Source organism: Aurantimonas marianensis, from assembly GCF_024195285.1.
Taxonomy (GTDB): domain Bacteria; phylum Pseudomonadota; class Alphaproteobacteria; order Rhizobiales; family Rhizobiaceae; genus Aurantimonas; species Aurantimonas marianensis.
The window spans coordinates 38379-53336 of sequence record NZ_JALHBS010000016.1 but is presented as its reverse complement, the minus strand read 5'-3'; the positions used below and the strand labels follow the sequence as shown (position 1 = coordinate 53336).

Annotated in this window: 15 protein-coding genes; 4 read left to right on the top strand and 11 right to left on the bottom strand. The window is 65.7% G+C overall.

The window, feature by feature from the left end; translation table 11 throughout:
• Positions 1–2: 2 nt before the first annotated feature.
• From MJ956_RS02680 to MJ956_RS02670, 3 genes are all read right to left on the bottom strand, one after another.
• Positions 3–215 carry a hypothetical protein gene (locus MJ956_RS02680; protein WP_253962935.1) on the bottom strand — a complete coding sequence of 71 codons (213 nt, stop codon included), beginning with the start codon at positions 213–215 and terminating at the stop codon, positions 3–5.
• 221 nt (positions 216–436) lie between these two features.
• Complete coding sequence (locus MJ956_RS02675; protein WP_253962934.1) at positions 437–1723, bottom strand: FGGY-family carbohydrate kinase; 1287 nt, start codon at positions 1721–1723, stop codon at positions 437–439.
• Between the two features lie 37 nt (positions 1724–1760).
• Positions 1761–2648: a TIGR01459 family HAD-type hydrolase gene (locus tag MJ956_RS02670; RefSeq protein ID WP_253962933.1), complete on the bottom strand. Its 888-nt coding sequence runs from the start codon at positions 2646–2648 to the stop codon at positions 1761–1763.
• Positions 2649–2975: 327 nt separating this feature from the next.
• Here MJ956_RS02670 and MJ956_RS02665 point away from each other — a divergent pair, with 327 nt between their 5' ends.
• From MJ956_RS02665 to MJ956_RS02655, 3 genes are all read left to right on the top strand, one after another.
• A complete protein-coding gene (locus MJ956_RS02665; RefSeq protein ID WP_253962932.1) occupies positions 2976–3962 on the top strand; it encodes a Bug family tripartite tricarboxylate transporter substrate binding protein in 987 nt (328 codons plus the stop codon).
• Positions 3963–4068: 106 nt separating this feature from the next.
• Positions 4069–4542 carry a tripartite tricarboxylate transporter TctB family protein gene (locus MJ956_RS02660; protein ID WP_253962931.1) on the top strand — a complete coding sequence of 158 codons (474 nt, stop codon included), beginning with the start codon at positions 4069–4071 and terminating at the stop codon, positions 4540–4542.
• A gap of 5 nt (positions 4543–4547) precedes the next feature.
• Entirely contained in the window at positions 4548–6062 is a 1515-nt protein-coding gene (locus MJ956_RS02655) for a tripartite tricarboxylate transporter permease (protein WP_253962930.1), read from the top strand.
• 24 nt (positions 6063–6086) lie between these two features.
• Here MJ956_RS02655 and ccoS read toward each other — a convergent pair whose 3' ends face one another.
• From ccoS to ccoG, 4 genes are all read right to left on the bottom strand, one after another.
• Positions 6087–6233 (bottom strand): cbb3-type cytochrome oxidase assembly protein CcoS, encoded by a 147-nt coding sequence (ccoS, locus tag MJ956_RS02650; protein WP_253962929.1) that lies wholly within the window; start codon positions 6231–6233, stop codon positions 6087–6089.
• A complete protein-coding gene (locus MJ956_RS02645; RefSeq protein WP_253962928.1) occupies positions 6230–8461 on the bottom strand; it encodes a heavy metal translocating P-type ATPase in 2232 nt (743 codons plus the stop codon). The genes ccoS and MJ956_RS02645 overlap by 4 nt, the downstream gene beginning before the upstream one ends.
• Before the next feature lie 91 nt (positions 8462–8552).
• Entirely contained in the window at positions 8553–9035 is a 483-nt protein-coding gene (locus MJ956_RS02640; RefSeq protein WP_253962927.1) for a FixH family protein, read from the bottom strand.
• A 2-nt stretch (positions 9036–9037) separates the two neighbouring features.
• Complete coding sequence (gene ccoG, locus MJ956_RS02635) at positions 9038–10597, bottom strand: cytochrome c oxidase accessory protein CcoG (protein ID WP_253962926.1); 1560 nt, start codon at positions 10595–10597, stop codon at positions 9038–9040.
• Positions 10598–10750: 153 nt separating this feature from the next.
• Here ccoG and MJ956_RS02630 point away from each other — a divergent pair, with 153 nt between their 5' ends.
• Complete coding sequence (locus tag MJ956_RS02630; RefSeq protein ID WP_253962925.1) at positions 10751–11434, top strand: DUF2270 domain-containing protein; 684 nt, start codon at positions 10751–10753, stop codon at positions 11432–11434.
• Between the two features lie 12 nt (positions 11435–11446).
• Here the strand turns inward: MJ956_RS02630 and ccoP are convergent, their stop codons facing one another.
• The 4 genes from ccoP to ccoN are packed head-to-tail and all read right to left on the bottom strand — an operon-like array spanning position 11447 to position 14939.
• Positions 11447–12319, bottom strand: a complete 873-nt coding sequence (gene ccoP, locus MJ956_RS02625) for a cytochrome-c oxidase, cbb3-type subunit III (RefSeq protein ID WP_253962924.1) — start codon at positions 12317–12319, stop codon at positions 11447–11449.
• 3 nt (positions 12320–12322) lie between these two features.
• Complete coding sequence (locus MJ956_RS02620; RefSeq protein WP_206453642.1) at positions 12323–12478, bottom strand: cbb3-type cytochrome c oxidase subunit 3; 156 nt, start codon at positions 12476–12478, stop codon at positions 12323–12325.
• 10 nt (positions 12479–12488) lie between these two features.
• Positions 12489–13286 (bottom strand): cytochrome-c oxidase, cbb3-type subunit II, encoded by a 798-nt coding sequence (gene ccoO / locus MJ956_RS02615; RefSeq protein ID WP_253962923.1) that lies wholly within the window; start codon positions 13284–13286, stop codon positions 12489–12491.
• 12 nt (positions 13287–13298) lie between these two features.
• Positions 13299–14939, bottom strand: coding sequence for a cytochrome-c oxidase, cbb3-type subunit I (gene ccoN / locus MJ956_RS02610; protein ID WP_253962922.1), 1641 nt, complete (start codon positions 14937–14939; stop codon positions 13299–13301).
• Between the last annotated feature and the right edge of the window lie 19 nt (positions 14940–14958).

The following is a 14958-nucleotide window of genomic DNA, read 5'->3' as shown; positions in this document are numbered from 1 at the left end:
ACTTACCGCAGATTGCGCCCGACCGCGCCGCCGGCGACGGCACCCGCGACGCCGCCGACCACGGCTCCGCCAGTACCAGCGACAGCGTCGCCCAGAACCGCCCCGCCAACACCACCGACGACGGCGCCGCCGACCGTCTTCTGCGTCGTGGTACAGGCCGAAACGCTCATGGTCGCCGCGATGAGCGCGGTCATGGTGGCAAGTCTGATCGTCATCGAAATAGCCTTTCGCTGTGCCGCCGCTCGCGGCGGACGGATGTCCTTCCAACACAGAACTGGAACCGTGACGAGGGAAGGCAAGATCGGGACTTCGCCGCCCGCGATACGCCATCGCGATGTCCTCGGCATCCGGCGTCAGGAAGGCCTCGACCGGCGAGCCGAAGCCTGTCAGGTTAGCGGAGGCGATGGCCTTCATGCCTGAATCCCGCCTCCCTCCGTCAGATCGGCGCCATGCCGCGCCGCGCCAGCAAGGCCATGCCGACAGAGGCCTCGGCGTCGGGCGCTTTCTCGACGGGACAGCCGAGGGTCCGGCGCCGGATCGCTGTCCATGCCTCATTTCGCGCGCCGCCCCCTGCGGTCAGAACCCGCTTCGGCGCCGGCGCCCCGAGCGCGGCAAGGGCGGCGTAGCCCTCGCCCTCGATCCGGGCGATCGCCTCCAGCATGCCTTGCAGAAACACCGTGTCGTCGTCGGGACGCGGCTCGAGCCGTGGGGCCAGCGCGGGATCGTTGATCGGGAAGCGTTCTCCGGCTCGTGCCAACGGATAATAATCGAACCCGGTCGGCCGGTTCGGATCGATCCGCCGGGACAGTTCCGCGATCGTGTCGGCCGAGAAGTGGTGCAGCAGCGCGCCGCCGCCGCTGTTCGACGCGCCGCCCGCCAGCCACCGATCGCCCAGCCGGTGGCTGTAGATGCCGCGCGCCGCGTCATCTACCCGAACATCCGATAACAGCTTGACCGCCAGCGTGGTGCCGAGCGACGTCACCGCCTCGCCGACCTCCGTCACGCCCGACGCGAGAAACGCGGCAACGCTGTCGGTGGTGCCGGCGAGAAGCTTCAGCTCGCGCGAGAAGCCGAACCGCCTTGCCATCGATGCCGTTACCGATCCGGCAACCGCGCCGACACGCAACACATCCGGAAGAAGCTCCATTCGCGTGCCGCAGGCCGCGAACCAGTCCGGCCATATGTCGCGTTCGAGGTCGTAGCCCAATTTCAGGACATTGTTCTCGTCGGATAGTCCCGGTCGCCCGGTCAGCCGCGCCAGAATGAAATCGGCCTGATGACAAAGATGGCGCGCCCGCCGACCCGGGTCGCAACTCTGCAACCGCAACATGCGGGCAAGGGCCGAGCCGCTTCCGCGGGCGATCGAACCTGGCGGCGCGACGCCAGCGATCCGCGCGGCCTCGTCGTCGTAACCGGACGAATCGTACATCAAGGCCGGCGTGACCGGCCGCACGTCGCCGTCCACCAGAACCATCGTGCCGGAAGTGCCGTCGACCGCGGCCGAGCGGACCGACGCCATCGAACGGCCCTTCTCCGCAAGCGCCTTTGCCTGGGCATCGAGGCAGGCGGAGACCGCATCCCACCAGCTTTCGGCGGAAACGTCGTCCCCTGCTGACAGGTGCATCGGTTCGCGGGCGGTCGAGACCAGGTGTCCGTCGCCGCCGACGACAGCGCTACGAACGCCGGAGGTGCCGATGTCGAGGCCGAGATAAAGCGGGTTCATGCCGCGTCGCCTCCCCCCTGGAGAGCCTGCCAGGAAATCAGGAACGAGCGTCATCGTCCCCCCATTGCAGCATCCCGATCGTGTAATCGGGCAGCGGCGCCCCGTCCTCGCTCGCGAGCTTATCGATTTGCGCATCGAGATCGCCGCCACGCTTGTCGGCAAGCGATTGCGCATGCAGACCGTCGCGAACGAAAAGCGTTTGCCAGCCGGCGGCGCTGGCGCCCGCCACGTCATGTTGCAGCGAATCCCCGACCATGAGAATGCGGTCTGGCCTCGGAGTGCCCAACGCCTCGGCCGTCGCCTCGAAGACCCGGCCATGCGGCTTGCCGTACCAGACGACCCGCCCACCGGCCGCCTCGTAGCGTTCCGCCAGCGCCCCCGGCGCCACCACCAGCCTGCCGCCCGGTCGCGGCGAGGCGCGATCGGGGTTGGCGCAAAGCACCGGCACCCGGCGGGCCAGCGCTTCGTCGACAAGCACCTGATAGGACGACAGTTCGGCATCGTCCGGCAGGCCCATGATCAGGATCGCGTCGGCCGAGGGTAGCGTGTCGGCGAGCGCAATCCCGTCGAGACCGTCGATCCAGGCTTCGGCATCCTCCGGAGTCGCGGCGACAGGGAAGAGGCGATTGAAGCCCTTGACGACGCGGTTCGCCAGATCATCCCAAAGCACTTCGCCGGAGGTCACGACACATGCCATCCGTTCGACCGGAATGCCGAAGCCGGCGAGGCGTTCGCGGTTCGGCGCCGCCCGCTTTCCCGAATTCGACAGGAGCGCGATCGCCTTGCCGGCGTCGGTCAGCCGCTCCAGCGCCTCCAGAACGCCGGGATAAAGGGCATCGCCGTCGTGCAGAACCCCCCATTGATCGAGGACGATGGCATCGAAACGATCCTCGATCTCCCGCAAGCCGGTGATGTGTCTGCCCAATTGATCGTCTCCATTCGATGCCGATACCCGTGCGAGCGCGAGGCAAGCGATCGCCACCACCTGCCCGCGCCTGCGCAGATACGCGAAATGAGATTCGCTGTATTTGCCGATGTCCCGCCCGGCAACCTAGGATAACCGGCCCCAGCTTGTCGATTTCCGGTCTCGCTCCCGTTCGCCGCCCACGAACGGCCGCAGTCACGCAAAACAAGGTATACATTGACAGGGTGACAAGTGACCCCGATAGTCGGTCTGGGAGGCCGACGGCCGGCACCGGCGGCGTGGCGCCGCCGCATCGCGCTCATGCGAACAAGCCATCTGGGAGGAATCATGCACAGACGTTCCATCATCATCTCCGCCGCCGCACTGCTGGCGTCCAGCGTTCTAGGCGCGGGCGTCGCTTCGGCGCAGTCGGCCTATCCAGAGCGGCCAATCCAGATGATCGTGCCCTGGGGCGCCGGTGGCGGCACCGACGCGGTCGGGCGCATCCTCGCCTCGCTGTTGCAGGAAGAGCTGGGCGTGCCGGTCAATGTGGTGAACCGCACCGGCGGCTCCGGCGTTGTCGGCCACAGCGCCATCGCCACTGCCGAGCCGGATGGCTACACGCTCGGCATCATGACCATCGAGATCGACATGATGCACTGGCAGGGGCTCACCGACCTCACCTATGAGGACTTCGACATTCTCGCCCTGGTCAACGCCGATCCGGGCGGCGTCATGGTATCGAGCGAATCCGAATACGAAACGCTCGAGCAGCTCCGCGACGCCATCAAATCGCAGCCGAAGGGCACCTTCAAGGCGTCCGGCACCGGCCAGGGCGGCATCTGGCATCTCGGTCTCGCCGGCTGGCTGTTGTCGGAGGATCTGCCGCCGGATCAGGTGACCTGGGTTCCGAGCCAGGGCGCGGCGCCGGGCATCACCGACATGGTGGCCGGCGGCGTCGACATCGTACCCTCCTCGCTGGCCGAAGGACGGGCGATGATCGAGGCGGGTCGGGTTCGGCCGCTGGCCTCCATGTCCGCCGAGCGCCAGGAGATGTTCCCGGACGTGCCGACGCTGAAGGAGGGCGTCGATTCCGACTGGACGCTGGCGGTCTGGCGCGCCGTCGCCGCGCCGAAGGGGCTGCCGGACGACGTCAAGTCCACCCTGACGAATGCCATCGAAAAGGCCTATAACAGCGACGAATACCAGAACTTCATGAAGGAGCGCGGGTTCGGGGTCCGCTGGGCCGCCGGCGACGAGGCGACGAAGATCGTCGCCGACGACGACGCCAGCCTTGGCGTGGTCATGAAAGAGGCCGGTCTGGCGAAGAACTGAGACAGCCAAGATGCGTCCGGCCGCGCGGCCGGACGCTTTCCCCTGTCGCCGGCGCGCGGGACGCGATCCGCCGTGCCGAGCCTTTGCGGTTCAAAAGAGCGCGTCGATGAAGCTCAATGATTTCACCCTCGGCGTCCTGCTTCTGGCCGGCGCAATCGCGATTTTCCTCTCAGCCACGCAATTCTCGGCGATCCCGGGCCAGGCCTATGGCGCCGCGACGATGCCCAAGACGATCGCTCTGCTGACCTTCGGGCTCGGTTTATACATGACCGGGCGCAGCGTGGCGGCCGGTGCCCGGCGGCCCGCCGTCGTCATCGCCGACTGGGCGCGCTCGCCCGCTTCGGTCATCGGCCTCGTCGTGTCGCTCGCGCTGATCGTCTTCTACATCCTCTTCTCCGATCTGATCGGCTTCGTGCCGACGGCGGTGTTCGTGATGGCGGCACTGATGCTGACGCTCCGGGTCAAGCCGATAACGGCGATCCTCGTCTCGATCGTGGCGGCCGTCATCGTTCAGCAGGCATTCGGGCGGCTCTTGCTGGTGCCGCTTCCGCGCAACGCCTTTCTCGGCTTTCTCTGGTAGGGTTCATGTCCTTCGTCGCCGAGGCCTTCGCGCTCGTCTTCCAGCCCTATGTGCTTCTGGTCATCCTCGGCTCGGCCTGCTTCGGCATGTTCGTCGGTGCCATTCCCGGGCTGACCGCGACCATGGCGACGGCTTTGCTGGTGCCGGTAACATTCTTCATGGACCCGATCCCGGCGATCGCGGCGATCGTCACCGCGACGGCGATGGCGATCTTCGCGGGCGACATTCCAGGCGCGCTGTTGCGCATGCCGGGAACGCCGGCCAGCGCGGCTTATGTCGAGGATGCCTACCGGATGACCCGCAAGGGCCTTTCGGAGGAAGCGCTGGGCGCGGCGCTGGTGTTCTCGGCGATCGGCGGCATCTTCGGCACGATCGTTCTCGTCACCGCCTCGCCGGCACTGGCGGAGATCGCGCTGAAATTCTCGTCCTTCGAGTATTTCTGGCTGGTCGTGCTCGGCCTGTCCTGCGCGATCTTCGTCTCGCCAGGATCGGTGCCGCGCGGCCTGATCTCGCTCCTGATCGGCCTGTTCGCCGCAACGATCGGCATCGACAACCCGGCCGGCGAACCGCGCTACACCTTCGGCACCGTCGATCTTCTGGCAGGGGTCCAGTTCATACCGGCGATGATCGGCCTGTTCGCCGTATCGGAGGTGCTGCGCTCGGTCGTCACACGCCAGGAACGCCCGCGGATCGAACGGCCCGGCCAGCCCGGGATCTTTCGCGGCCAGTGGATCAATTTGCGCCGCTATCCGGCGCAGGTGATGCGCGGCAGCGTCGTCGGCACCGCCATCGGCGCGCTGCCGGGCGCCGGCGCCGACATTGCCGCCTGGATCTCCTATGCCATCAGCAAGCGGTTTTCGAAAGACAAGGGCAAGTTCGGCACCGGCCATGTGGAGGGGCTCGTCGAGGCCGGCGCCTCCAACAACGGCGCGGTCAGCGGCGCCTGGATACCGGCGCTGGTCTTCGGCATTCCGGGCGACTCGATCACCGCGATCGTCATCGGCGTCCTCTACGTGAAGGGGATCAATCCGGGACCGACCGTCTTCATCACCAATCCGCAGATGATCTATGCGGTATTCATCGTGTTCTTCCTGGCCAACATCATCATGCTGCCGCTCGGCTGGGTGGCGATCAAGGCGGCCGGAACGATCCTGTCGATTCCGACCCGGGTCCTGATGCCGGTCATCCTGATGTTCTGCATCGTCGGCTCGTTCGCCATCAACAACTCGATCTTCGGCGTCATCCTGATGCTGATCTTCGGCGTCCTCGGTTTCGTGATGGAGGAGAACGACATTCCGATCGCCCCGGCGATCCTCGGCCTGGTTCTCGGCCCGATGCTGGAGCAGAACTTCATCACCTCGATGATCAAGGCGGACGGCAGTTTCCTCGCCTTCTTCGAGCGGCCGATCGCCGCCGGTCTCGGCATCTTCACCATCGCGATCTGGTGCATTCCGCTGATCGTCTGGGCGGCGAACCGGCGGCGCTCACCGCAGCCGCGGGACGACGTCACACCCGGCTGATCCGATGCGCGCCGGGGTCCGGCCTCAATCGGCTTCGTCGTCCGATAGAATTCGTTCGGCAGCACCGTCGAGGTCGTCATACTGCCCGCTTTTCAGGCTCCACAGAAAGGCGATCAGGCCGAGCACACCCAGCCCGAGCGCGATCGGCACGAGGTAGATCAGGACGTTCATGCCACACCCTCCCGCACGAGCCGCGCAGACCGCAACCCCGTGCGCGGCGCGATCGCGCCTTGAGTCCGCCGTCCCGACTTGCCGCCCCGGGCAAGACGAAGCGAATTGGCGACGACCACGATCGACGAGGCGGACATCGCGATGGCCGCGACCAGCGGCGTGATGTAGCCGGCCATCGCCAACGGCACCGCGATGCAATTGTAAAGAATCGCCAGCGCGAAATTCTCTTGCACCAGCCGCCGGGCCTTGACCGCGATCCGGTGGGCGAAGGGCACGGCCAGAAGGCTGTCCCGGGTGAAGACGAAGTCGGCCGCCAGCCGCCCGGCGTCGCAGGCCGAAGCCGGCGCCATCGACACGTCGCCGGCCGCAAGGCTCGGCGCGTCGTTGAGGCCGTCGCCGATCATGAAAACCTTGGCGCCGCCGGCTTGCAATGACTGGAGCCGCTCGATCTTCATGCCGGGAGTCTGGCCGGACGCCATTGCGGCGACGCCGAGTTCACCGGCGATCCGGGCGACGGGATCGACCGCGTCGCCCGACAGCACCTCCACCGCCAGGCCGTCCGCCTTCAGCTCGTCGATCGCCCCCGCGGCATCATCGCGCAGCGTCTCCGCCAGCTCGAAGCCGAACAGGTGACCACCCTCCAGCGCAAAGGCGACGCCGCCGGATCGTGCCCCGGGCGACCCGGTGCCGGATGCGATGGCGCCAGCCCAGTCGGCACGCCCGAGACGGGCGCGGCGACCGTCGATTTCCCCCTCGACGCCGCAGCCCGGCACCTCGTGAACCGCCGAGAGCGATCGCGCCTCCCCGGCCGGGAGAAAAGCCAGAATCGCCCTGGACGCCGGATGCGCTGAATGGGCGGCCAGCGCGCGTGCCGCGGCCGCCGCGTCGCCGGCGATATCAGAGGCCGTAACGCGGGGGACCCCCGTCGTCAGCGTGCCGGTCTTGTCGAAGACGGCGTGATCGGCCTCGGCGAGCCGTTCCAGCGCCGAGCCGTCCTTCATCAGGATGCCGTTCTCGAACAATCGCGCCGCGCCGATGACGTGGACGACCGGAACCGCCAGTCCGAGCGCGCAGGGGCAGGTGATGATCAGCACGGCGATCGCGGCATATGTGGCGGAATACCAGTCTCCGCCCGTCGCGACCATCCAGCCGACGAAGGTGGCTGCGGCCAGGATATGGACCGCCGGCGCATAGATCCGCGCCAGGCGGTCGGCGACGCGCACATAGCGTCCCCGTCCCTTCTCCGCAGCCTCCATCATCCGGATGATTTCGGCGAGGAAGGAGTTCTCCGCCGTCTCCAGCGCCTCGATGTCGATCGAGCCGGACAGGTTCAACGTTCCCGCCTCGAGCCGGTCGCCGATGGAAGTGGCGAGCGGCGCGCTTTCGCCGGTGACGAGGGAGCGGTCGAGGTCGCTCGTCCCCCTGACGACCAGGCCGTCGACGGGAACCCGCTCGCCGGCGGCGACACGCAGGATCATGCCGGGCCGGACCTCGTCGAGCGGCACGTAGGAGGGCTCGCCGCCTTCGATCCGGGTGGCGCCCTTTACCGCCAGACGGCTGAGACCGGTCACGGCGGTACGTGCGCGCTCGCGCATGCGCTGGTCGAGATAGCGCCCGATCAGGAGGAAGAAAAGCAGCGTCACCGCCGCGTCGAAATAGGCTTCGGCGCCACCGGTCAGGCTCTCGAAGACGCTCATGGCGAGCGCCAGCACCACGGCGAGCGAGATCGGAACGTCCATGTTGAGGCGTCCGGCCCGAAGCGCGCCGAAAGCGGAACGGAAGAAGACCTGACCGGAATAGGCGACCGTCGGCAGGGCGATCAGCCCCGAGACCAGATGAAACATGTCGCGCGTCGCGGCGTCGGCGCCGGACCAGACTGACACCGACAGAAGCATGATGTTGCCGGCCGCGAAGCCGGCGACGGCGAGCGCCTTGAGCAGACCCGCCGATTCCCGCTGGCGGGAAAGGTCGTCCAGATCACCGATGTCGACCGGGATCGCACCATAACCAAGGCGCTTCAGGGCGTCGCTGACGGCGAGCGGCGAGCGGTCCGCGGCATCGAGAATGACGGTCACGCGGCGCATCGTCAGATTGACGCGGGCCGAGACAACGCCGTCGAGCGGCGCCAACGCCGTCTCGATCGTGGATATGCAACGGCCGCAGGAAATGCCTGGAACCGAGAAGACGTACTGGACCGTGCCGTCTTCGTTGGCGCGTCCCGACCGCATCAGCTCCTCGGCTCGCAGCGCGCTCGCCGGATCAGATGCTTCGAGCGCGACGCTCGTGGCCAGGGTTTGATCGCAACAGGTCATGACCGTCTCACTCCAACACGAAGCGTACCGCTTTGTCCCAGGACGGCTCGTCTGTCGCCGTGACGGCGATGGCGGCCTCCCAAAGCCCGGTGCCGAGCTTGGTCGGAGCGGCGTAATCACCGCCCCTGACGGGTTTCAGCCGCAGGGTGCGATCCTCCCGCTCGGTCGTGGGCCGGCCGATCGTCGCCTCGACGGACACGTCCCGAATGGGGCGTCCCTCTGCGTCGGCGAGACTGACCGCGAAGACCCCGCCCTCATAGGATGTATGCACGGTCCAGCCGAGCGCCGCCTGGCGCCGTTTCACGGCCGTTTGCGCGTCGAAGCGCTGACTCTCGACATAGGAGTTCTGGACGACGAGGCCGCTCCAGCTGGAATTGGCGAAATAGGCCAGCACCAGATTGACTGAAATGATCGTCCCGAAGAACAGGACCATCACGGCAACCATGTGCCAGCCGGTGAATTCACGCGGTCGAAACAGGCGAGCCAGCATGGTCATTCCTCCAGAACCTCGAAGATCGCCGCGTAGGTGTCGGTCTCTTCCGATGCCCGGTCCTTGACCACGAAACGGAATTCGGTCGCGCCCGGCGTGGCGGTCTCCGGCGGCTGCGAAACGAAGACGCGCAAGGTGCGCAGTTTATCGGGTTCCACCGGCACCGGGAAGCTGGTCCCGGCCGGTTGCTCGATCTCGTTGATGCTCATGGTCGCGCCGGGCAGTCCCTCGATACCGAGCGTGATCACGCGGGGCTCCGGGATCATGTTGAGCAGCTTGACCGTGTAGCCGTTGCGGATCGAGCCGTCGCTCAACGTCACTGCGACCGGATTGCGGTCGTGCTGGACGTTGATCTCCAGCCTGTCGCGCGCCATCAGCGCGATGAACAAGGCGGCGCCGATCGCCGCCCATATAGCGGTGTAGATCAGCGTCCGCGGCCGGAAGATGATCCGCCAGTCGAAGTGGCGAAGATCGTCGCGGAAACGGCCGTTCTCGTCCCGCACCCGGGACGGGTCGATCGTCCCGCTGACCGGATCGGTCGCGATCGCGAGATTGGCGTCGTAGTCGCGCAGCGTGGCGTAGGAAATCAGCCCGCGCTCCCGGCCGAGCCGGTCCATCACCGAGTCGCAGGCATCGATGCACAGCGCGCAGGTGATGCAGCCCAGCTGTTGCCCGTCGCGGATGTCGATGCCGGTCGGGCAAACAGCGACGCAGGCATTGCAGTCGACGCAGTCGCCGACCGCAAGTCCCGCCGCCGCCGCTTTCTTGGCGCCGCGCGTGCGCGGTTCGCCGCGCCAGTCGTTGTAGGTGACGGTCAGCGAATCCTCGTCCAGCATCGCTGCCTGGATGCGCGGCCAGGGGCACATGTAGATGCAGACCTGTTCGCGCATGAGGCCGCCGAAGATATAGGTGGTAGCGGTCAGAACGCCGACGGTGGCGTAGGCGACGAAGGGCGCTTCACCGAGGATGAAGCTGGTAAGCAGTGTCGGCGCGTCGGCGAAATAGAAGATCCAGGCGCCGCCGGTCGCCACCGCGATTACCAGCCAGGTGGCGTGCTTGAAGACGCGCTTGCGAATCTTGTCGGCGCTCCACGGCGCCTTGTCCAGCCGGATGCGAGCGTTGCGGTCACCCTCGAAGAAACGCTCGACGACCAGAAACAGGTCGGTCCAGACCGTCTGCGGACAGGTATAGCCGCACCAGGCTCGTCCGACGACGGACGTGATCAAGAACAGGCCGACGCCGGCCATGACCAGCAATCCGGCGACAAAGAAGAACTCCTGGGGCCAGATCTCGATGAAGAAAAAATAGAACCGGCGATTGGCCATATCGACGAGGACCGCCTGGTCGGGAGCATAGGGTCCGCGGTCCCATCGCAGCCAAGGCGTGACGTAGTAGATGCCGAGCGTGATCGCCATGACGATCCATTTCAAGCGGCGGAAATTGCCTTCGGCACGCTTGGGAAAGATCTTCTGACGCGGGGCGTACAGAGGCTGGCTCTGCTGGCGCCCGCCCGCATTGACGGCCTCGACATCGATCGGCGTTATCTCGGCGGGCTGGTCCAATTGCGACTCCTGCGTTGCCGGGCGCTGTCCGGCATGATGCCAGTCTTTTCACCGTTATGGCGCGGTCGATCCTTGACCCAGATCAACCTGCCGCTTTGACCCCCGCGGCGCCCCGTGAGACACTTTGCGGCGTGCGGCGACAGGGAGGAAGCCATGGATTCCGTCCGGGAGAGCGCGGCCGCGCGCCATTTCAACAGTGCGGAGATGGGAGCGCTCGCCCATCTTTATCGTGGCGAGATCTATCGCTCGACGATCTGGCGAACCCGGCTCGACACCACGACGAACTGGGCGGTGGTCACGCTCGGCATCGCTTTGTCGATCGCGTTTTCCTCGCCCGATGCCTCGCCGCTCCCGCTGGTGCTGGTGGGCATACTCATCTTCTTTTTCCTGTTGCTCGAGGCACGCCGGTATCGCTATTTCAATGTCTGGCGGGCGCGGGCGCGCTGGATGGAAAACAATCTCTACGCGCCGATGCTACTGGACGGCGATCTGCACGCCGAAAACGGCTGGACGAAGGTCCTTGCCGAAAACTACCTGCACCCAGTCTATCATATCAGCCAGTTCACCGCGATTGGCCGGCGGATTCGCAGAAACTACCTCTGGATCCGGCTGATCCAGACCGCCGCCTATATCGGCAAGCTACTGGTTCATCCCACCGCCGTCGGTTCCCTGACCGAGTTCGTCGACCGCGCCGATATCGGCCCCTTCCCCGGAGAGGCGGTGCTCGTCATCGGCTTTTTCTACGTTGCTAGCTGGACGACGATCGCGCTCTGGATCGCCCGCAGCGACGCCGCGAAGTTCCGATCGCGGGGATCGTCTTCCAGTTCGATGGGTTGAGTGAGGCTGCCCCTATTCGCCGCCGCCAAGGCTATGAACATAGACGGCGAGCTGCTTTACCGTGACCTCGCCCAGACGGCTACCCCAGCCGGGCATGACACCATGCTGCGGCACGCTGATCTGGGCCATGATGGCGCTCTCGCTGCCGCCATAGAGCCACAGCGCGTCATCGAGACGCGGCGCCCCGAGCTCACGCACACCCTCGCCAGTCTCGCCGTGACAGGCGGCGCAATTGTCCGCATAGACCGTCGCGCCGCGCTCCGCGGCCCCTGCGTCCGCTTCCTGGCCAGAGAGTGTGCGTATATAGGCCGTCACGGCCGCGATCTGATCGCGTTCGAGAATGCCGTCCCGGCCGAAAGCCGGCATTTCCGAAACCCGGGTCTCGTCGTCATCGCCGTAGCGCACGCCATGGAGGATGGTGGTGTAGATTTCCTCCGGGCTGCCCCCCCAGATCCAGGCGTCGTCGTTCAGGTTGGGATAGCCCGGGCCGCCCTGGGCGCCGGAGCCGTGGCATTGCACGCAATTGACCTTGAAGGCCGCCCGCCCGGCGGCGATCGCGAACTGGCGCAGATCGGGGTCCGCGGCGACCTTGGAAACCGCCGAGGTCTGGATGGCGGTGATCCGGTCGACATTCAGCGCGTCGGCCAGCGTCATCTCTTCCCGCAGATCGGCGCGGCTCGACCAGCCGAGAACGCCTTGGGTCGCGGAGTTCACCAGCGGCCACGCCGGATAGAGCACCGTGTAGACCAGGGAAAACGCGATCGTGGCGTAAAAGGTCCACAGCCACCAGCGCGGCATCGGATTGTTCAGTTCCTTGATGCCGTCCCAGGAATGGCCGGTGGTCTCGACGCCCGTCACCGCGTCGATGTCTTTGTCTTCCGCCATCGATCAATCCTCCTTGAACGGAATGCGTGCGGCTTCGTCGGCTGCCTTGCGAGCGCCCGGTCTCAGGACCCAGACGACGACGGCAACGAAGACGAGCGTCAGGTAGAGGAGCCCCCAGCTGTCGGCGAAAGTGCGCATGCTCTGGTATTCGAAATCCATCGTTCGCCCCTTACCGGTCGTTGAGTTCAGGCTTGTAGGCCGCGAAGTCGACCAGCGTTCCAAGCATTTGCAGGTAGGCGACGAGCGCATCCATTTCGGTCAGCTTTTGCCGATCCCCGTCGAAATTGCTGACCACCGCCTTGGGATAGCGCTCCAGGAGCGCCGCCGTGTCGGCCTCCGGGTCCGCCTGGGCGCGCAAGTCGGCCCTGGCGTTCTCGATCATCGCATCCGTGTAGGGCACGCCGACGCGGCGGTTGGCGATCAGATGGCCAGCCGGGTCCTCCACCACCAGCTCCTTTAGAAGGAAGGCGTAGGTCGGCATGACCGATTCCGGCACGACCGAGCGCGGGTCGATCAGATGCCGGACCTGCCATTCGTCCGAATAGCGGCCGCCGACCCGGGCCAGATCCGGCCCGGTACGCTTCGACCCCCACTGGAACGGATGATCGTACATCGACTCCGCCGCCAGACTGTACGGGCCATAGCGTTCCACCTCGTCACGGAACGGGCGGATCATCTGGCTGTGACAGGTGTAACACCCCTCGCGGATGTAGATGTTGCGGCCGGCCAGTTCGAGCGGGGAATAGGGCCGCACGCCCTCCACCTTCTCGATCGTGTTCTCGAGGTAGAACAGCGGCGCGATCTCGACGACGCCGCCAATGCTGACGACCAGCAGCGACAGGACCAGCAATAGCGTCGCGTTGCGTTCGATCTTGCCGTGGTGGGACAAGATGCCGCGGGCAATAGGATCGGCCTTGACCTCCGGGAGCGCGCCCTTCAGCGCGGAGTCGTCGTCTTTCTTGCTCATTACTCGTCCCCTTTAGCTGGCCGGCTGCGCGGCGGCTGTCTGGCGGCCCATAGGGGCCTCCACCCGCACGTCGCCACGGATCGTCTTGTAGATGTTGAAGGCCATGACCAGCGCGCCGGTGAGGTAGAGCAACCCGCCCAGCATGCGCAGCACATAGTAGGGATACATGGCGGCGATGGTCTCGGCGAAGGAGTAGACCAGATAACCCTGGTCGTCGTACTCCCGCCACATCAGGCCCTGCATGATGCCCGACACCCACATCACCGCGGCATAAATTACGATGCCGAGCGTCGCGAGCCAGAAGTGCCAGTTGACGAGCCGCAGGCTGTAGAGGCGCTGGCGGTGCCAGAGCTTCGGAACCAGAAAGTAGATCGCTCCGAAGCTGATCAGACCGTTCCAGCCGAGCGCGCCGGAGTGCACGTGGCCGATGGTCCAGTCGGTATAATGGCTGAGCGAGTTGACTGCCTTGATCGACATCACCGGCCCTTCGAAGGTCGACATCCCATAGAAGGCAACGGAGATCACGAGCATGCGCAGGATCGGGTCGGTACGCAGCTTGTCCCAGGCGCCCTGCAGGGTCATCAGGCCGTTGATCATGCCACCCCATGAGGGCATCCAGAGCATGACGGAGAAGACCATACCGAGCGTCTGCGCCCAGTCTGGCAGAGCCGTGTAATGGAGGTGATGCGGGCCTGCCCAGATATAGAGGAAGATCAGCGACCAGAAGTGGATGATGGACAGCCGGTAGGAATAGACGGGCCGGTTCGCCTGCTTGGGAATGAAGTAATACATCATGCCGAGGAAACCGGCGGTCAGGAAGAAGCCGACGGCGTTGTGGCCGTACCACCACTGGGTCAGCGCGTCCTGCACGCCCGAGAAGGCCGAATAGCTCTTGGCGCCGAGCAGCGAGACCGGCATCGAAAGCCCGTTGACGACGTGCAGCATCGCGACGGTGACGATGAAGGAGAGGTAGAACCAGTTGGCAACGTAGATATGCGGTTCCTTGCGCCTGATCAGCGTGCCCATGAACACCGCGAGATACGCGACCCAGACGACGGTGAGCCACAGATCCACATACCATTCGGGCTCGGCGTATTCCTTGCTCTGGGTGATGCCGAGCAGATAGCCGGTCGCCGCCAGAACGATGAAGAGCTGGTAGCCCCAGAAAACGAACCAGGCGAGATTGCCGCCCCACAGCCGCGCCTGGGTGGTACGCTGGACGACATAAAATGACGTGGCGATCAACGCGTTGCCGCCGAAGGCAAACACCACCGCGGAGGTGTGCAGCGGGCGAAGCCGGCCGAAATTCAGCCAGGGCTCGACGTTGAGATCAGGCCAGGCGAGCTGCGACGCGGCGACAACACCGACCAGGAATCCCGTGATCCCCCAGAACACGGTCGCGATGACGCCGTAGCGCACGACGTCGTCGGCATAGCCGGCATCGGTTGCCTTCAGCGGAATCTGTTTCGCTTCGGCAATAGCTTGCTTGTCAACGAATTCGATACGGCGCAGCAAGATGACGGTGGCGACTGCCAGCACGAAAAACAGCACCCAGGCATGCGCCTCGAACAGCGCATCCCTGGCGACGGCCGCCCCGAGCAGCGCCACTAGCGCCGCCAGGCCGACAAGGATCGCCTCAACCTGATTCTTCATGACCAATGTTCTCCAATAT